16 protein-coding genes are annotated in these 19792 nt (G+C 39.0%); 6 read left to right on the forward strand and 10 right to left on the reverse strand.

What is annotated here, in order from left to right; translation table 11 throughout:
* Positions 1-13 precede the first annotated feature (13 nt).
* The 3 genes from addA to QM406_RS03325 all read right to left on the reverse strand — a co-directional run bounded on the left by addA (position 14) and on the right by QM406_RS03325 (position 7712).
* On the reverse strand, positions 14-3661 hold the full coding sequence (gene addA, locus QM406_RS03315; RefSeq protein ID WP_414273407.1) for a helicase-exonuclease AddAB subunit AddA: 3648 nt from the start codon (positions 3659-3661) through the stop codon (positions 14-16).
* Positions 3658-6909, reverse strand: a complete 3252-nt coding sequence (gene rexB, locus QM406_RS03320) for an ATP-dependent nuclease subunit B (RefSeq protein WP_414273408.1) — start codon at positions 6907-6909, stop codon at positions 3658-3660. The genes addA and rexB overlap by 4 nt, the downstream gene beginning before the upstream one ends.
* Before the next feature lie 137 nt (positions 6910-7046).
* The gene (locus QM406_RS03325) at positions 7047-7712 is read right to left on the reverse strand and encodes a lysostaphin resistance A-like protein (protein ID WP_414273409.1); all 666 of its coding nucleotides are present in this window, start codon (positions 7710-7712) and stop codon (positions 7047-7049) included.
* Positions 7713-7891: 179 nt separating this feature from the next.
* Here QM406_RS03325 and QM406_RS03330 point away from each other — a divergent pair, with 179 nt between their 5' ends.
* A complete protein-coding gene (locus tag QM406_RS03330) occupies positions 7892-8701 on the forward strand; it encodes a Cof-type HAD-IIB family hydrolase (RefSeq protein ID WP_371607725.1) in 810 nt (269 codons plus the stop codon).
* 50 nt (positions 8702-8751) lie between these two features.
* Here the strand turns inward: QM406_RS03330 and QM406_RS03335 are convergent, their stop codons facing one another.
* The 7 genes from QM406_RS03335 to glmU all read right to left on the reverse strand — a co-directional run bounded on the left by QM406_RS03335 (position 8752) and on the right by glmU (position 15095).
* The gene (locus QM406_RS03335) at positions 8752-9012 is read right to left on the reverse strand and encodes a SemiSWEET family transporter (protein WP_049504794.1); all 261 of its coding nucleotides are present in this window, start codon (positions 9010-9012) and stop codon (positions 8752-8754) included.
* 171 nt (positions 9013-9183) lie between these two features.
* Positions 9184-9480, reverse strand: a complete 297-nt coding sequence (locus QM406_RS03340; protein WP_414273410.1) for a hypothetical protein — start codon at positions 9478-9480, stop codon at positions 9184-9186.
* A gap of 71 nt (positions 9481-9551) precedes the next feature.
* Positions 9552-11840, reverse strand: a complete 2289-nt coding sequence (gene pcrA, locus QM406_RS03345; RefSeq protein WP_414273411.1) for a DNA helicase PcrA — start codon at positions 11838-11840, stop codon at positions 9552-9554.
* A gap of 292 nt (positions 11841-12132) precedes the next feature.
* Positions 12133-12828 (reverse strand): 5'-methylthioadenosine/adenosylhomocysteine nucleosidase, encoded by a 696-nt coding sequence (locus tag QM406_RS03350; protein ID WP_414273412.1) that lies wholly within the window; start codon positions 12826-12828, stop codon positions 12133-12135.
* Between the two features lie 10 nt (positions 12829-12838).
* The gene (macP, locus tag QM406_RS03355; protein ID WP_060955683.1) at positions 12839-13150 is read right to left on the reverse strand and encodes a cell wall synthase accessory phosphoprotein MacP; all 312 of its coding nucleotides are present in this window, start codon (positions 13148-13150) and stop codon (positions 12839-12841) included.
* Positions 13143-13706, reverse strand: coding sequence for an NUDIX hydrolase (locus QM406_RS03360; RefSeq protein WP_414273413.1), 564 nt, complete (start codon positions 13704-13706; stop codon positions 13143-13145). The genes macP and QM406_RS03360 overlap by 8 nt, the downstream gene beginning before the upstream one ends.
* 9 nt (positions 13707-13715) lie before the next feature.
* On the reverse strand, positions 13716-15095 hold the full coding sequence (glmU, locus tag QM406_RS03365; protein WP_414273414.1) for a bifunctional UDP-N-acetylglucosamine diphosphorylase/glucosamine-1-phosphate N-acetyltransferase GlmU: 1380 nt from the start codon (positions 15093-15095) through the stop codon (positions 13716-13718).
* Positions 15096-15251: 156 nt separating this feature from the next.
* Here glmU and QM406_RS03370 point away from each other — a divergent pair, with 156 nt between their 5' ends.
* The 5 genes from QM406_RS03370 to lysS all read left to right on the forward strand — a co-directional run bounded on the left by QM406_RS03370 (position 15252) and on the right by lysS (position 19736).
* On the forward strand, positions 15252-16052 hold the full coding sequence (locus QM406_RS03370; RefSeq protein ID WP_414273415.1) for a glycoside hydrolase family 25 protein: 801 nt from the start codon (positions 15252-15254) through the stop codon (positions 16050-16052).
* A gap of 109 nt (positions 16053-16161) precedes the next feature.
* Entirely contained in the window at positions 16162-17004 is an 843-nt protein-coding gene (locus QM406_RS03375; RefSeq protein WP_248034219.1) for a DUF368 domain-containing protein, read from the forward strand.
* A complete protein-coding gene (locus QM406_RS03380; RefSeq protein WP_414273416.1) occupies positions 17004-17489 on the forward strand; it encodes an aminoacyl-tRNA deacylase in 486 nt (161 codons plus the stop codon). Before QM406_RS03375 ends, QM406_RS03380 begins: the two co-directional genes overlap by 1 nt.
* Positions 17486-18112 carry a histidine phosphatase family protein gene (locus QM406_RS03385; protein WP_414273417.1) on the forward strand — a complete coding sequence of 209 codons (627 nt, stop codon included), beginning with the start codon at positions 17486-17488 and terminating at the stop codon, positions 18110-18112. Before QM406_RS03380 ends, QM406_RS03385 begins: the two co-directional genes overlap by 4 nt.
* Positions 18113-18245: 133 nt before the next feature.
* Positions 18246-19736, forward strand: a complete 1491-nt coding sequence (gene lysS, locus QM406_RS03390; protein ID WP_315639197.1) for a lysine--tRNA ligase — start codon at positions 18246-18248, stop codon at positions 19734-19736.
* The last annotated feature ends 56 nt before the right edge of the window (positions 19737-19792 follow it).

Genomic DNA, 19792 nt, shown 5'->3' on the forward strand with positions numbered 1-19792 from the left:
GCCTCCTTTCTTTTTATAGTTTAACGACTTCTACTTGGTCTTTACCAAGTAGAATCAAATATTTCTCAACTGTTTCTATCTGATAAGAGCGAGATAGAGCCTCTGCATAGAGATCTAATTGTCCTCGATAGCGTTCAACAAGCTGACTAGCATGCTCATAACGGTCTGTCTTGTAGTCAAAGAGAACAATTTTATCCTCATAAACTAGATAACCATCTAAAATTCCACGGACAACAAAGTTTTCTTGGCTTTTCTCGTCTCTTTTTAACATTGAGAAAGGTTGTTCTCGATAGAGTTTATCTTGATTTGCAAGAATCTCTTGACCTAGAGCTGTATCAAAGAAAGACAAGATTTTTTCCAGATTAACTTTATCTTTAACAGCTGAAGTTGCCTGAACTTGCTCCAAGGCATCTGTCAAGGTTTCCAAAGTAGGTTTCTTAGCGAGATTGATTCGTTGCATCAATTCATGAGTAGCACTACCAATTTCAGCTCCAGTGACTTTTTCTTTCTTGGAGAAGTCTGGAAGTTCAAACTGAATCATAGTTTCTTTTGGTTTAGATTGACCAGCTACTACTACACCTTCCATATCCATGACTGGTTCATAAAACTTCTTAATCTGACTTGGGGTCTGAACACTCGGAAGATTAATCGCTGCACGGTGGATTTCATTATACACTTCCACTTCTTTCAGCATTTCTAAAGCTTCCTTAATGGTATCAGACTGACGGTTGCTTGTCTGAGAAAGATCTTGGAGCTGGCTTTTAGTTTCCAATTTACCGATAGCTTCTTCTGTCAGTTGTTCTTCACCCTCGAAACGAATACTAAAGTGTAAGTCCTCTTTAGAAAAAGCTTGATAGATGGCCCAAATCCAGTCCTGGAAATTTTGAGCGTCAAGTCTTGTTTCACGAGTCAAAAGACCTTGCCCATTTGTCGGGTATTCTTTAGACTCCAACTTTTCCCTTGATCCCTTTCCAACTAGATAGAGTTTTTTCTCAGCACGAGTCATGGCTACATAAAGTAAACGCATCAACTCAGAATAGCTTGCTAATTGGAGCTCCTCCTCATTTTGACTATAAGTCAAGCTTGGAATCGATAACTTAATCGTAGATGGAACATATTCCTCTTTGGCATTTGTAGCTACTCTAGCAACATACTTGAGCCCAAGGCCATTTTTACGACTTAGGATAACTTCAGACATGGAATCTTGCTTGTTAAATTGCTGATCAATATTGAGAATAAAGACATAAGGGAACTCAAGCCCCTTACTCTTATGAATACTCATAAGCTCCACAGCATCCTTAGGTGGAGCTACAGTGACACTGGCAAGGTCGTGCTTGGCTTCCAAGACTTGATCAATCATAGTAATGAAACGTGATAAGCCTTTAAAATTACTCTTTTCAAACTGGTCAGCTCGTAGTGCTAGGGCATAGAGGTTGGCCTGTCTAGCCTGACCATTTGGTAAAGCACCAACATAATCATAGTAGAAACGTTCGCTATAGATTTTCCAAATAAGGCCATAAAGCGAATGCGTTTTGGAATACAATCGCCAATCTTGGACGGTTTCCATGAAAAAGACTAGCTTCTTTTGTAATTCAGCTTTGATTAAATCCTTTTGAAGACCAATTTTCTCCTGAGCATTGACTAGTTTCTCATAAAAGTTTTCTTGAACCTTATCCTCGGATTTCTGAAGGGCTAATCGAGCCAATTCATCTTCATCAAAGCTAAACATCGGAGACTTCATTAAAGCAACTAAAGCGAAATCTTGAAGAGGGTTATGAATGACACGAAGGGTATCTAACATGACTTGGACTTCTAAAGACTGTAAATAGTTGCTTTGGGCACCATCTGTCTTGACTGGAATCCCATACTCAGACAAGGCAAGTAGAACCTGGTCATTGCGACTTCTGCTTGCAGTCAAAAGAGCAATGTCCTTGAAGGGCACACCTTTATCATTGTGGAGATGCAATATCTCCTTAAGAACCATTCGCATTTCACCAGTCAGTTTATTGGTTGTAATATTTTCTTCGTCATTAGTATCGCTATCTTCATCCTTATCATACAAGAGGACTTCTGCTGTATTTTCTGGATTCGGTTTTAAATCTGTATTTCCGAAAACAAGTTGATGCATGTCGTCATAAGAAATCTCTCCAACTTCCTCATCCATGAGATGCTTAAAAACGTCATTGGTAGCATTTAGTACTTCAGAACTACTACGGAAGTTTTCCTTAAGCAGTATTAATTGATCTTCTTTGCTATCCTGAGCAAAACTGTGGAATTTTTCATTGAAGATTTGGGGATCTGCCTGTCTAAAACGATAAATAGACTGCTTGATATCTCCCACCATAAAACGATTATGCCCGTTCGAGAGAAGTTCCAACATTCTTTCCTGGATATGGTTGGTATCTTGGTACTCATCGACCATGACTTCGTGGAAACGTTCCTGATACTCTTGACGCACCTGAGGAAAGTTTTCCAATATCTCAATGGTATAGTGGCTAATATCAGCAAATTCAAAGGCATTCTCTTCGCGTTTACGCTTTCGATAGGCATCAACAAAATCACTCATGAAAACTTGAAAAGTCTTTGCTAAGTCCCAAGACTCTTGATGATATTTTTCCTGGAATTTCAATAAAGTAATTTGGTCATTTAGTGCAATTAGCTTTTCAAACTTGTCTTTTCTCTCTTGGTTGTACGCTTCTTTCAGTTCTAAGAGTTCAGCCTTGCGACTAGCATTTGTGAGAGCACGGCCACCCTTATCCTTAGAAATACTCACAACTCGCTCTAGAACTTCTTGATATTGATTAAAAGTTGATTCATTGGTTAAAGCTCCAATTTCATCAAGAACGTGTTGGACAGCTTCTAAGTAGGCTGCTTTCCCAAATTCCTTGGCATCATTCTCTAGATGGTAACGGAAGAAACTTTCTAAATCCAAGAGTCTTTGCTGAATGTCTTGAGCCAGCTTTTCTTTAGAACTTGTAAAATCGGCCTTTTCGAATCCTTTTAAGAAAGATTCCTGTAACCAAGCCTGAGGATTACTTGTAGATTGCAAAAAGTCATAAATCATATAGACCTGTTTACGCAATCCACGTGCATCCTTACTTTTACCCGCAAAGTTCTTGACCAACTGACTAAACTGTTCTTGTTCCTTACCTTGGTAGTGACTTTCGAAAACTTGTCGAAACACATCATTCTTTAAGAGGAGTTGCTCACTTTCATTCTCAAGAATCCGAAAGTTTGGGGCGAGGTCAATCAGATAACCATGTTTAGCCAGGAACTTCTGAGTAAAAGAGTCCATAGTTCCAATAGCAGCGTTTGGTAAATCAGCTAATTGTCTTCCAAGATGCTTTTTTAGCTCCATATCTTGAGTCTCTTGGATTTGTTGGCTGATTTTCTTTTCCAAGCGTTCTTTTAACTCGGTTGCTGCCTTTACCGTAAAGGTTGAGATAAAGAGTTGGCGAATTTCTACTCCACGCGCTAGTTGATCAAGAATTCGTTCAGCTATGACAAAGGTTTTTCCTGAGCCAGCTGATGCTGAGACCAGAATATTTTGACCAGAACTGTAAATAGCTTGAATTTGCTCAGCAGTTTTCTTGGGTTTCTTGTCAGATTGAGCTTCTTCAATTTGCAACTTTTCAATCTCTTCTTGGGATAAAAATTTCATCGCTCCAACTCCTCTCTAATTTTATTAAACCATGTTTCTTTATCATTGCTCTTAGCAACCTTATCTAACAATCTTGCCTGACCTAAATGGTAATTAGCTTCAAAACCAGTTATCGACTGATATTGTTGGACATAAGGGGCAATACTTCTGCCGTCTTCTGTGTAAGGATTGATAGCAAATCTACCAGATAAAATCTTCTCTGCAGCTTTCTTATAGATAAGGGCGTTATAGTCCAGCAATAACTGGAATTCCTCATCAGACAACTGATAGGTCTTGTTTTTATTGTAAAGTTCCCCAAGATTCTTTATCTCTTTTTCGAGAAATAACCCTTGATATTTCATACTCTTAGTCGTTTCTGCTAAAGCCTTTGAAAGAGTTTTGACAGTTTGTAAGGACTGAACTGGCTCAGCCATCTCTAAATACATAGCACCAAAGAAGTCGGTATTTCCTTCTTTCTTAAGAGCAGCCAGATAGGTTGGTAACTGTGAATTAAGGCCGTTATAAAAGAGAGGGAAGTTAAACTGAGTTAGAGAAGATTTGTAATCAACAACACCAATAGCATCACTTGTCTTTAAGCGATCTATACGGTCAACTTTACCACGGACATAGACATTTCTGCCGTTTTCTAACTGAACAAAAGCTTGTTCCTTACCACCAAAGACTGCTTCTTCCTGAATTGTTTCAATTTCAGAATTGTGACGAAGAATGTGCCCAGTTGCACGAGCAACATCCAAAAGAACTTCCTTGGTTAATTGGGCTTCCAAACTTTCTTGATAAATGGCTTGAAACTCACGTTCTTGACTGGTTTCAGAGATTGCTTGTTCTAAACGACGATCAAAAGGTGTATCAACAGGAAGTTTCATAGCTCGTTCAAAAATACGATGCAAGAAATTTCCATGACTTCGTGCATCAGGTCGCAGTCGCAATTCTTCCTGTAAGCCTAAGACATATCGAAGGAAATAACTGTATTCGTTTCGATAAAACTCTGTCAATCCCGAAGTTGATAGATAAAAATCTTGATCTTGAGGATACAAGGCTTCCAAAGTTTCAGTAGCTAAGGTCTTACTTCGTGGACTTGTCGGTAGGACAGGATTATCAAGACCTTGATCTTCTAATTTTCTGCCCATAACACGAGCTAGAACCTTAATAAAGGTCAAGTCCTGCTCACTTGTCTCCGACTCACCTTGCTGGTGATAAGTAACAAGACTAGACAAAAGACTGTGATAAGAACCAATATCATCCTTTGATAGGTTTCTTCGATCGATTCTCTTTTCAATCTTGGTAAAACCAAAATCCTGCAATTCTTTTAGATAAATCGACTCTTTACTCTCGTTTTCATTGAGTAAACTTGGCGCTGATAAGACCAATTGCTTCTTAGCAGAGTTTACCAAAGAAAGCATGGTATAGCGATTCTTCTTAAGATTTTCTTGGCTAGCAATCAGCAATTGAGAGCCATCTTCAGTAATCTGGTTTAAAACTTCTCTTTCTTCATCGCTTAAAAGACTAGTATTTTGAGTGATTTTAGGTAGATGATCCTGCGTTAAGCCAAGTGCATAGATGTAATCAGAAGTCAAAGGCGAGATCAAATCATAACTTTGCACCAGAACCGTATCTACCGTTGCAGGGATTGTACGATAATTTGATAAGGACATTCCTGAATGAAGAAGAGCTAAGAAATCATCTAAAGCAACCTGAGTCCCCTCAAATACGGTCGCAAATTGCTCCATTACGTGGCAAAATGCTTTCCAGACCTCCTCTTGTCTTTCTTGCTCTGCCGCTTCCATCGTTTCAGATAAGGATTGTAATTGCTTGGTCACAGATGCATCCTTCAAAAAGTTATTCCATTTTGTAAGGATATTTTCAGTCTTTTGCTTACGACTGGATAATAAAGTTTCTAGTGGATTTAGGACACGGACACGCAGCTCATTTAATTTTTCTAAATCAAATTTTCCATGATGATTTTTTGTAAATTTTTGTTTAAAGTTAGAAAGTCCATCAATACCTAAATAGCGGATATATTGTTCAAAGCTATCGATTTCTTCTTGAGCAAGGTCGGTATATAAGCCAGTTCGTAAGAGATTAATCAAATCTTCCTGACGGAAATTGTATCGTTTCAAACGCCCGATGGATTCTACAAATTGAGTTAGAGGATGATGAGCCATAGACTCACTCTTGCCCAAATAAAAAGGAATTTGATATTGATTAAAAATTGTCTGCAAGGACAGTTTATAGAACTCTACGTCACCAAGTAGGATTCGAAAATTCTTATAGCTAAGTTCTGGCTCTTGGTGCAATTTCTGGCGAATACTACGAGCAACTAACTCCAGCTCTTCTTTTTGTGTCAGACAAGACCAGATTTGCAAGTCCTTTCTATCTTCGTCATTCACATCTAAACTAATTTCAGAATAATCATAAGCACTTTCCAGTAATTTTGAGGCTTTGGCAAAGGCATCAAGTTTCTCATGTTCTTGATAAGTATTTTCTGCCTTAGTCTGATATTTAAAGGCCAAATGTCTCAAAAACTCAACACTGGCTTGATAGAGGTTACCTTCACTAAATGGACTTGTATAAGCTTTTTTAGTCGCATAAGCCCCGATAACAATTTCAACACCCTTACGATAAAGTAGATCCACTAGGTGTTCTTCTTCTGCAGAAAATCGGGTAAAACCATCAATGACTAGGGCAATCTTACTAAAATCACTACTTACTTTATTTTCTTCGATAGCATTGATCAGATATGACAATTGACTCCCTTGCGAAACTTGACCTTGATTCAGATAAGCTGTTACCTTTTCAAAAATCAAGAGTAAATCAGAACGTTTATCAGCGTCAGATAGACTTTCTAAATCCAAAAAGCTCATCTTTGCAGTTGTCATTTCATGATAAATCTCAATCAGTTGTTGGATGAATTGCGGATCTTGCTTAATAGCCCCGTAAACTCGCAAATCCTTAGCGTCTATCTCAGACAAACATTTATAGAAAACCATGCCCAGACCAATATCATCGAGACTAGACTTCGCTGGTATATCGTTTAAAACCAGATAACGAGCCATTTGAGCGAAGCGCGTGACTGTGATCGCAAAAGAAGCCTGCTGACTCAAGCACTCCAGCACGGCACGTTCCTTTTCAAAAGAAAGAGAGTTAGGGGCGATATAAAAGACTCGTTTACCTTGGGCAACCAGTCCCTGAGCCTCCTTGGTTAGGATTTCTGTTAAAGAAGTCCGAATATCGGTATAAAGTAGTTTCATCTCAGCCTCGTTTGATTTTTTCATTACCTTTCATTATACCATTTTTTGACTGCTAATCCTATAAATAGAGGGCTCTTTAACATCTCAAGAAAAGAAAAATGCCAGAAATTTCCGGCATTGATTGATAAGCACTAACTTCATGAAAATACGAGAATCCATAATTCCCAAAATGCAGCAATGTTAATCATGATATGGAGCAAAATAGGATAATAGAGAGAATGAGTTTTTCGGTAGAGGAAAGCTAAAATTGCTCCTCCACTTGCATAGGTGAAAAAGGCGAGCGGTGTTATACCATCAGCAACATGCACATAGCCAAAGACACAGGCTGATAGTAAAACATCTCCATACCAAGGTGAATCTTTAAAAAATGTATTCATCAGAACTCCTCGGTAAACCAATTCTTCTGAAATTGGTCCTAGCAGACAAGTAATAAGCAAAAAATACAGCAACTCTTGTCGCCCTGTCATCTCAATCATTTCATTTAAAGCCATTTGATTGGACGTGGCTGGGGTTAAAAAGGAAAACACAATACCTGAAAGATGATTGACTCCATAAGCAAGAAGCAAATAAACTGGATATCTCCATTTCCACTTCAACTCAAGAATTTTCCTACCTTCGAATACTAGTAAATAAAGAATAGCTATAAAAGTAACGATGAGCTCTAAAAAAGCAAGAATCAAGAAATACTCTCGACTAGCAACTACAAATCTAGCTGAAAAGTGATTAAAAATCCACCAAAACCAAGTCTTCCTATAAATGATTACCAATAAGGCTAGTAAAATCTGTACTACTCTTTTTTTCATGCCAAGTCCTCTGCTTTTTTATCCATTATCAGTATATTGCAAATTTAGTATAGCATATATTTGCCAAAAAGCTTCTTCCAATCATGAATTGTAATTGAAACGTCCTAAATTGACATAGTAATCCTTCTTTCCTCCAAAATATGCTATAATATAGACAAAACACGTGAAAAGGAACTACTATGATTAAACTACTTGCCCTTGATATGGACGGAACTCTGCTCAACGAAGCCAAAGAAATTCCTCAGGCTCATATTGATGCCATTCATAAGGCTATCGAAAAAGGCGTCAAACTGGTTCTCTGTACTGGTCGTCCTCTCTTTGGGGTTCTTCCCTACTACAAGAAACTAGGACTAGATTTGCAGAATGAATACGTCATCGTCAACAATGGTTGTTCTACCCACCAAACTAGTGACTGGGGCCTTGTTGACTGGCGAGAACTTAGTAAATCAGACATTGAATACCTGAATGACCTTGCTGAAAAGAGTGAGGTTCAGTTAACTCTCTTTGACGAGGAACACTACTTCGTTCTCGGAGGCGAACCAAATCCTATCGTAAAATACGATGCGACACTTGTCTTTTCTGACCTGACTGAGATTTCACTAGAGGAAGCTACCAGTGGTAAATATCGCATGTTCCAGGGTATGTTCTTAGGTACAAAAGAACAAACAGATGATTTTGAACAACGATTTGCTGATGAACTTTGTCAGAGATTTAGTGGAGTTCGTTCTCAACCAGTTATCTATGAAGCAATGCCACTCGGTACAACTAAGGCTTCTGCACTTTCTCGTCTGGCTGAGATTTTGGATATCCAAGCTTCTGAAATCATGGCCATGGGTGATGCCAATAACGATATTGAGATGTTAGAATTTGCAGGGCTTGGGATTGCCATGGGAAATGCTAGCGACTATGTCAAATCTCTCGCGGATGCCGTAACTGCTAGCAATGAAGAAGATGGTGTTGCACGCGCTATTGAGAAATATATTTTGTAGAAAATTAAAAAGCAACTAACAGTTCATTCTGCTAATTGCTTTTTTCTGTATTAAATTAAAGCTGTCAATGCGGTAATAATCCCAAAAACAATACCTGGTGCATTGGCTGCTGCCAAAGGGATATCACGTTCTTTTTTAAAGAGTCCGTAGTATACCCAAAGACTGCAGTTAATTGCAGCTACTGCTGGTTGGATAAAGTTTCCTTTTTGACCCGCAAGGTTGTTCATAATTTGTGGAATATATGAGATATACATCATTACAGACATAAAGGTTGCAATCCAACCCAATGTTTTCATTTGTTTTTCAGTCATTTTCTTCTCCTTTCAAAAACAGTTTCAATTATACACTATTTGTTTTAATCGTGTAAGCAAAAAACTTTTTTGTTAAGAAAATGTAAATTATCACAAGATTGTGACCAGATATAACTTTTTGTTCTTATCTTTAGAAAAGGTATGGTGGCTAACAGTTTTATCATACTATTATTATTTAAAAAATCTCGGATGACCATTTACATCCAAATAAAAAACTACCTTCGCCTCCTTATCTGAAATTACTAATGTATAGTCTTCGAATAAAAAATTATTTGGCAGATACTTAACTAATATAAACCATAATGTTGAACCTTTGTAATCCATCTTTTCAAACTCATATGGATAAGAGTGCTCTAATCTTAAAAGGTTAGGATCTAAAACACATTCACCCTCAAGTTTATTATTAGAATGAAAGTTTTTACCAATTTCAATAACCTGTAAAGGTGATAAATTCGTCTTCTTTTTCATAGTCATATACCACTGATTTCCATAGAACAAATGAATCTATTATCATTAACTTCAAAAATTGAAACTATGTACTACTTCTTCTCAATCGGTGCTACACTGGCTAAAAGTTTTTTGAGGCCGACATCTGGGAAATTGATTTTCAATTCCTGTGTTGAGCCGCTACCTGATACTTCAAGAACAGTTCCTTCACCCCATTTCTTATGAAGGGCAATATCACCAATAGACCAGCTTGTCTCACTAGAAGTCGATGTAGAACCAGCTGAAAACTGTCCAAAAGGTAGTCCTTTTGATTCAATTGATCTTGGTGCTGCGTTGCGTTTACGATCTTGTAGAGCTTGAGCTAGGCTCATGCCTTGACCAAAGGCGACACCTCCGCTACTATAGGATGCTTTGAAGCTACTATTAGCAGGACGCGCCAAACCTTGATAAGTTAACAAATCTGAACTAATCTCATTGATAAAGCGTGTTGGGCGATTATAGTTCGTTCGACCAAATAGCAAGCGTGAGTTAGCATTGGTTAGATAAAGAATTTTCTCTGCGCGCGTGATACCGACATAGGCAAGACGGCGTTCTTCTTCCAATTCATCCATGTCCTCTGCTGCACGACTAAGCGGAAAGACATTTTCTTCCATTCCAATCAAGAAGACAACTGGAAACTCGAGTCCCTTGGCCGCATGGAGCGTCATCAAGGTTACTTCTGATGTTTCCTGACTGCCAGAGTCTGTATCTGCAATCAAGGCCAAGTCATTGAGGAAGCGACTGAGTTTATCCAAGCCAGTTTCCTCTTCTTGATTATCTGGATTATCATCGAAATTCTTGGTAACAGAAAGGAACTCTTCGATATTTTCAACACGAGCCTTACTTTCTAAGGTTGCTTGAGCATTGAGAATATCCACGTAGCCTGTTTTTTCCAAGACTGCTTCCACTAACTCAGTAATGCTTAATTGATCCAGTTGCTCCCGCAAATCAAGAATCATATTGGCAAAATCCCAGATTGACTGGGCTGCCTTACCTTTAATCCCTGATAACATGATGTTAGCTGAAGCATCAAGCATCGACATGTTTTGTAGGTTGGCAAAGCCACGGATTTTCTCTACTGTTCCTGGTCCAATGCCACGTTTTGGTTCATTGATAATCCGCTCAAAACTGATATTATCACTCAAATTGGCAATGAGATTCAGATAAGCGATAATATCACGAATTTCCTTTCGGCTATAGAACTTAGTTCCACCGACCATAGTATAAGGAATATTAGACTTGAGCAGAGCTTCTTCAATGGTACGAGACTGGGCATTAGTACGGTAAAGAACTGCAAAGTCCTTGTGGAGGAAGTTTTGGCTTCGACCAAGTTCATCGATGGTTTTAGCAACAAAGACAGCCTCGTCTTGTTCATCATTAGCACGATAGTAGACAATCTGTTCCCCATCCGCATTTTGAGTCCAGAGATTCTTAGGACGGCGATTTTTATTGTTTTTGATGACATCATTAGCTGCTTGGAGAATGGTTTTGGTTGAGCGGTAATTTTCCTCCAATAAAACAACCTTGGCTTGAGGGTAGTCCTTCTCAAAATCCAAGATATTCTGCATATCAGCACCACGCCAACCGTAGATAGACTGGTCAGCATCCCCAACTACGCAGATATTTTGGAAACGAGAAGCCAAGAGTTTAACTAATTGATACTGAGCATGGTTGGTATCTTGATACTCATCAACATGAATGTACTGGAACTTCTGTTGGTAATAAGTCAAAACATCAGGATTTTGATCAAAGAGACGCAAGGTCAACATGATTAAGTCATCAAAGTCCACCGACTCTGACTGACGAAGTTCTTTCTGATAGGCCGTATAACACTTAGCTACAATTTGAGTGTACATATCTCCTGCCTGGGCAGCATAAGCAACATCGTCAATCAGATCATTCTTAGCATTGGAAATGGTTCCCAAAATGGTACGTTCATTCCATTTTTTAGGATCCAAGTTCAACTGCTTAAGAATGCGTTTCATGAGCGTTCGCTGCTCTCCAGGATCTACAATCGTGAAATTGCGATTGTAGCCAATATGATCCGCATCGCGACGTAGGATACGCACGCACATAGAGTGGAAGGTCGCAATCAAACAATCCTGAGTAGCTGGGTCGAGGTTATAAGCACGCTCCTTCATTTCACGGGCAGCTTTATTGGTAAAGGTAATGGCCAAGATATTCCATGGGTTGACCATCTTTTCATCAATTAAGTAGGCAATACGGTGGGTTAAAACACGAGTCTTACCAGATCCCGCCCCCGCCATGATCAGCAAGGGTCCTTCTGTGGTTTGAACGGCCTCGGCTTGACGGTCATTCATTCCCTTTAATAATTCGTTCATTTTCTCTTCCTTATTCTTCAAGTCAATGTTTCTATTATATCAAAAAAGTTTGAAAATAACTTTTCTTAGATCTCTTCTGATTATTTTAGTTGGCAAGACAAGAAGAGGCTGGGACAAAAGTCCTAGCCTCTCAATTCTCTTTGGATTGTCGAGCAAGACGCAGTGGTTGAGTGGGCTCTACTACGCTGACTTCATCAGCTTTTACAGCCCTACTCAACTGTGCGGAGGTGGGACGACGAAATCGAATTCTAACGAATTACCGATTTCTGTCCCACTCTCAGTAATTCTTCTATTAATCCTTTATTGACTGCAAAAGTGTCATTAGGGCTTGGGCAGAACGACTTCCTGCTTCTACGATAAATTCATCGAAGGAGAGGGATGCTTCATGGTTGGCATTGTCACTCATGGCACGAACGACTAAGAAAGGAAGGTTCAAAGCCTGAGCTGCTTGAGCAATAGCTGCCCCTTCCATCTCTACAGCAAGAACTTGAGGGAAATGCTCTTTTATCGCTTTGATTTTATCTTCTCCAGCAACAAAACTGTCTCCTGTCGCAATCAAACCTAAATGCCAAGTTTGGTCCAGTTTAGACAAACTCTCTTGAATCAAACTGATAAACTTTTTGTCTGATTCAAAATAGAGAGGCTGTTGAGCCATTTGACCGTAATCATAGCCAAAGGCAGTCACATCAACATCGTGGTAGGCAAGCTTGTCTGCAATCACTACATCCCCTACTGCGATTCCACTTGCCACTGCACCAGCAGATCCAGTATTAATCACTGCATCAACTTGAAAGTGATCCGCTAAGATAGCGACACTCATCGCAGACATGACTTTACCAATACCACTCTCTACAAGTACAAGCTCAACAGAACCAATCTTACCAGTATGATAGCTATGTCCCAGAACCTTTTCTTCACTGGCTTCGTCCAAGTGTTGAATCATGTAAACTAGCTCTTCTGGCATAGCTGCAATAATTCCAATTTTCATGATAGCTCCCCTAAATAAATCTCATTGCTAGAATCAACAAAATCAAGAGAAAAATAACTGCAAAAAGAATCTTGTTTAATTTAGAATTAAAGACATTTCTCTTAGTATTTTCAATCCGACGACTTTTGTGAATAGAAGGTTCAACTTCTATGGTCAGTGTATCCTGGCTAAAACCATGATCTCTGGTTCGTGAATAGCCAAAATTTTGAGAAGAAGTCGGTAAAATCTTAGTTTCCTCATCATCTAGCAAGGGAGGACCTGAGATGTCCTCTCCTCGATTGGCACGTTCAATCATTTCATCTGTTAATAAAGGTTTACCCATGGGTTCCTCCACTATTTTTTTGTAATTCCCAGTACTGGATAGCCATGATGGTCTTTGCATCACAAATATCTCCTGACTGGATCAGTGCTTTAGCTTGGTCAAGATTGACTTCAAGCAACTCCAAAGTCTCATCTTCATCCTGAGGACGAGGATTTTCAACTTTTGTCAAATCACTTGCCAAGTAAAGTTTTAAGCGCTCGTTACAAAATCCAATCGCTGAGTAAAAATCATAGACAAGGCTTAATTTTCCAGTATAGGCTGCCTCTTCCTCTAATTCACGAAGGGCTGCTGCTTCTGGTTCTGCATTCTCCCCGATTTCAAGTTTACCTGCAGGAATTTCATAAGAGACTTTTTCAATCGCCTTGCGATATTGTTTAACAAGGACAATCTTATTTTCTGGAGTGACTGCAAGGACACAAACTGCTCCATTGTGGAAAATCAAATCACGTTGCGCTCTACCTTTGCCAGAAGGTAGTTCAACCTGGTCTTGAACCAATTGGAAGATCGCTCCTTTATAGATTTCTTTACGACTTATAGTCTTTTCTTCGAATTCCATCGTTAGCTCCTATTTATTATTAGGATGATGAGGGAGGCGAGTTGCATATTCATCCTTATTGACTTGACGACCTCGTCCAATAGCAATGGCATCAGCTGGGACATCTTTAGTAATGGTTGAACCTGCTCCAACAAGAGAATTATTTCCAAGCTCTACTGGAGCAATGATAGTTGAATTTGAACCAACGAAAACATTGTTACCAATGGTTGTTTTAAACTTGTGTTGACCATCGTAATTTACAGTGATTGTTCCAGCACCAAAGTTGACATCACTACCAACTTCACAGTTACCAATATAAGTCAAATGACCTGCCTTAGTATTCTCCCCAATGCTAGATCCTTTGACTTCAACAAAGTTTCCAATGTGCACATCTTTTGCAAGGCTTGATCCTGGACGAATATGAGCATAAGGACCAACTGTAACGCCATCAGCAACTGAGCTTTCCTCAATCATTGAATTGGTAATCACTGCTCCTGCACCGATGCTACTATTAACGATATAAGTCCCGTTTGTTAAGATTGTTTCTGGACCAATCTTACTTGCACCTTTCAGTGTTACATTTCCTTCAATTTGAACTTCTGGAGCGATTTCAACATCAATATCAATGTAAGTAGCTTCTGGATTCACAAAACTAACCCCATTGACCATATGCGCTTGGTTAATACGGCGACGCATAATGCCTTCAGCTGTCGCAAGGGCAACACGGTCATTTACACCGAGACTCTCATCAAAGTCTTTAAGAGTATAAGCGCCGACTTTTTCTCCTGCTTCACGGAAAATACCAATCACATCTGTGATATAGTATTCGCCTTGGGCATTGTTAGTGTTGATATTCTTCAAAGCTTCAAAAAGACGAGCATTATCAAAGACATAGGTTCCTGTATTGATTTCCTTGATTTGTTTTTCAAAATCAGTCGCATCCTTCTGCTCCACGATACGAAGCACTTCAGCATTCTCGTTACGAACAATACGCCCATAACCAAACGGATCATCAGCTTCTGCAGTTAGGATTGTCGCTACATTTTTGTGATTTACGTGGAAATCAATCAAGTTCTTTAGACTTTCACCAGTAATGAGTGGTGTATCACCAGCAATAACCAATGTTTGTCCAGAAAGTCCTTCAAGAATTGGCTCAGCCATCATAACCGCATGACCAGTTCCTAATTGCTCAGACTGTCTTACAAAATCAGTTTGACCAGCTAAAACTTGCTCCACAAGTTCTGCCTTATGACCCACAACCGTTACTGTTTTTTCAGGATTGATTGCCCCTACACTACGAAAAACATGATCCAGCATTGAAATTCCTGCAACCTTGTGCATGACTTTTGGTAGATCTGACTTCATACGAGTACCTTTACCCGCTGCTAAAATAACTGCATAATTTGCCATATTTTTCTCTTTTCTATAGAAATTCCTTTTAATTATATCATATTTTTGCTCTTTCAAACACAAAAGAGGGCAAATGCTTTAAAACATCGCATTCTCTAGATGATTTCGAGTATTTTTTTTTGATTTTTTTCACCATTTACGATACACTATAAAAGTATGAGAAAGAAAATAAATCCTGTTTTTATTTTTACTGTATTAGCTACTCTTGTGGGTATTTTAATCATCAATAGACCCAAGTTTGAAGACCATCCAGTCAAAACAAAGCAAAATCCAGTTCAAGTAGAAACTCAAGCTTTACATAATATCAACAAGCCGATTATTGATGTTTCTGGCTGGCAAAGACCATCAGAGATCAATTATGACACCTTAGCTCAAAATATTTCAGGTGCAATCGTTCGGGTTCATAGTGGAGCTCAAGCTTCTGTTGAAAACGATGCTTCATTTAAAAATGGGGTTGATAAGGCTTATAAAGAACACATCACAGAATTTCAAAAACGGAATATTCCAGTCGCTGTTTATGCCTATGTAGCTGGTAAAAATGTCGAAGAAATGGAAAAAGCTGCCGAAGTTTTTTATAATGCTGCTTCTCCCTATAATCCTAGCTACTATTGGTTGGATGTTGAAGACAAGACTATGTCTGACATGAACCAGGGTGTTGAGGCCTTCCGTGCTAAATTAGCTTCATTGGGTGCAAAAAATATTGGCATCTATGTTGGTGTTTACTTTATGGAGGAGCATAGTATCAGTACGGAGAATTTCTCAGCAATCTGGATACCGTCCTATGGAACCAACTCGGGTTACTACGAGAGTGCTCCAAAAACAGATCTTAACTATGAACTTCACCAATATACCTCTCATGGAAGCCTTGGAGGCTTTGAAAATCATCTGGATTTGAACCTTATTTCTTCATCAAAGAACAAGGAAGAAACCTTTAGAAAATTATTTTTAAATCCTTAATCACTATCACCATAAGCAAGTCAGACATTGCTTTCTGCTTGCTTTTCTTTATTTTTCAGTATTAAATCACTGTTTTATCTTTATAGAATATGAATCTCGGAGGACCTCTATGTTATCATGGTTATCAAAAATTATTAAGGGAATTGTTATTGCTCTCGGTTTCATTCTACCAGGGATTTCTGGTGGCGTTCTTGCCGCTATCTTGGGAATTTATGAAAGAATGATTCGTTTTCTTGCCCATCCTTTTAAGAATTTAAAAGAAGATGTGCTCTTTTTCCTTCCTGTCGGTATTGGGATGCTTCTAGGTATCGGACTTTTCTCCTATCCAATCGAGTATCTTTTAGAGAATTATCAAGTGTACGTATTGTGGAGTTTTGCTGGAGCTATCATTGGTACCATCCCAAGTCTTGTCAAAGAATCAACTCGTGACTCTGATAGAGACAAGGTTGACCACATATGGTTTTGGGCAACCTTCATCATCTCAGGTATCGCCCTCTATGCCTTGAATTTTGTAGTTGGTTCTCTATCTGCAAGCTTCCTTAACTTCACACTGGCTGGTTGTTTGTTGGCACTTGGTATTTTGGTTCCTGGGCTTAGTCCTTCCAATCTTCTCTTGATTCTTGGCCTTTATGGGCCTATGTTAACAGGGTTTAAGACTTTTGATTTATTTGGCACCTTCCTTCCAATAGGAATTGGAGCCGCTGCTACTCTTATAATTTTTTCAAAATTTATGGACTACGCTCTCCGAGTCTATCAATCTCGTGTCTACCACTTTATCATCGGAATTGTTCTTTCAAGCACAATCTTAATCCTCATTCCAAATGCTGGTAATGCTGAAAGCATCAGCTACAGTGGATTATCTCTTGTGTCTTATGTCATCATTGCCTTTTTCTTCGCTCTAGGTATTTGGTTAGGTATTTGGATGAGTCAATTGGAGGATAAATACAAATAATGGCTAAAAAAGTAAAAGTCAAAAAAACCTTGGTCCAACAAATTTTAACCAAGGCAGGAATAAACCATACAGGTATTCAAATTAATGCCTTGGAAGGTGAGATGCCTCAAGGTTATGAAAAGAGTCAGATTTTCAAGACTCTAGCACTTCTGGGAGATAAGACTGGACCCATTATCGGAATCCTTCCTATCACTGAACATCTTTCTGAAAAGAAACTGGCTAAGATTTCTGGTAATAAGAAAGTCAGCATGATTCCACAAAAAGACCTCGAAAAGACAACTGGCTATATCCATGGTGCCAATAATCCAGTTGGAATCCGTCAAAAACATAACTATCCTATCTTTATCGACCAAACTGCTCTTCGACTGAATGAAATGATTGTTTCCGCAGGGGAAGTTGGTCATAGTATCATTATCAATCCTCAAGATCTATCATCCTTTGTTAATGCTGAATTTGCAGATATCTTGGAGGCAAGTAACACATGAAATTCTATTTTATTCGTCACGGTAAAACACTTTGGAATCTTGAGGGACGTTTTCAAGGAGCAAGCGGGGACTCTCCACTCCTTGAGAAATCCATTGAGACCTTAAAACAATTGGGCCAGTATCTCCAGGAAATTCCATTTGATGTGATTTATTCTAGTGATCTTCCTCGTGCCGTAACTTCTGCTCAGATTATCCAAAGTCAACTGAAAGTTAGCTGTCCCTTACGAGAAACATCCCTTCTAAGAGAATGGCAACTTGGAAAACTTGAAGGTGCAAAATTTGCGACCTTGGAAGCCATCTATCCCGAGCAATTAAAAGCTTTTCGTACCAATCTAGCGAAATTTGATTCGACTATGTTTGGTGCTGAGTCTGTTTATCAAACAACACAACGAACTATCAATTTTGTTAAATCACTTCAAGATCAAGATTTTGAACATGTTTTAATTGTCGGTCACGGAGCCAATCTCACAGCCAGTATTCGAACTCTTCTAGGCTATGATACTCCACTACTTAGAAAAGATGGCGGTTTAGCAAATGCTAGTGTGACTATTGTCGAAACAGAAGACTTTAAAAACTTCAACCTTTTGGAATGGAACGACACTTCTTACCAAGATAATAACTGAACTTAGCAATCACTGTTAAGTTCTTTTTAGATTTTGTAGAATATCCGTGAATTTATTTGACTTTTATGATAAAATGGGAGTATCGCAAAAAGACTCATCGTATCAAGAATTGAGTAAAAACTAGGAGGAAAAAATGTCAACAGAACATATGGAAGAACTAAATGACCAGCAGATCGTTCGCCGTGAAAAAATGGCTGCGCTCCGCGAACAAGGAATCGATCCATTCGGTAAACGATTTGAACGCACTGCTAACTCACAAGAATTAAAAGATAAATATGCTGACCTCGATAAGGAACAACTACATGAATTGAACGAAACTGCTACTATTGCAGGTCGTCTTGTTACCAAACGTGGTAAGGGTAAGGTTGGATTTGCCCACCTTCAAGACCGCGAAGGTCAAATCCAAATCTATGTTCGTAAAGATGCTGTCGGTGAAGAAAACTACGAAATCTTTAAAAAGGCTGACTTAGGAGACTTCCTTGGTGTCGAAGGTGAAGTTATGCGTACAGATATGGGAGAACTCTCTATCAAGGCTACACATATTACTCACTTGTCCAAAGCCCTTCGTCCGCTTCCAGAGAAATTCCACGGTTTGACTGACGTTGAAACCATCTACCGCAAACGTTACCTTGATTTAATTTCAAACCGTGAAAGCTTTGAACGCTTTGTTACTCGTTCAAAAATCATCTCTGAAATCCGTCGTTACCTTGACCAAAAAGGCTTCCTTGAAGTGGAAACACCTGTTCTTCACAATGAGGCTGGTGGAGCATCTGCGCGTCCATTTATCACTCACCACAATGCTCAAAATATTGATATGGTGCTTCGTATCGCGACTGAGCTTCACTTAAAACGTCTTATCGTCGGTGGTATGGAACGTGTTTATGAGATTGGCCGCATCTTCCGTAACGAAGGAATGGATGCTACCCACAACCCTGAGTTCACTTCTATCGAAGTTTACCAAGCTTATGCAGACTTCCAAGACATTATGGACTTAACTGAAGGCATTATCCAACACGCTGCTAAATCAGTTAAAGGTGATGGTCCAGTCAACTATCAAGGAACTGAGATCAAGATCAATGAACCATTTAAACGTGTACACATGGTTGATGCAATCAAGGAAATTACAGGTGTTGATTTCTGGAAAGATATGACTTTAGAAGAAGCTAAGGCAATCGCTGCTGAGAAGAAAGTTCCAGTTGAAAAACACTACACTGAAGTTGGTCATATCATCAATGCTTTCTTTGAAGAATTTGTTGAAGAAACTTTGATTCAACCTACCTTTGTCTATGGTCATCCAGTAGCTGTATCTCCACTTGCTAAGAAAAATCCTGAAGATGAGCGCTTTACCGACCGTTTTGAACTCTTCATTATGACTAAAGAATACGGAAATGCCTTTACTGAGTTGAACGACCCAATCGACCAGCTTAGCCGTTTTGAAGCTCAAGCCAAAGCCAAAGAACTTGGTGACGATGAAGCGACAGGAATCGACTATGACTACATTGAAGCTCTTGAATACGGTATGCCACCAACAGGTGGTTTGGGAATCGGTATCGACCGTCTCTGCATGCTCCTCACTGATACAACTACTATCCGTGATGTGCTTCTTTTCCCAACTATGAAATAAAATACAAATCTCCTAGTCACATTCTAGGAGATTTTTTAGTATTAATATAAAAGACA

The sequence above is a fragment of the Streptococcus infantis genome, from assembly GCF_047465035.1.
In the GTDB taxonomy this organism is placed as follows: Bacteria; Bacillota; Bacilli; order Lactobacillales; family Streptococcaceae; genus Streptococcus; species Streptococcus infantis_T.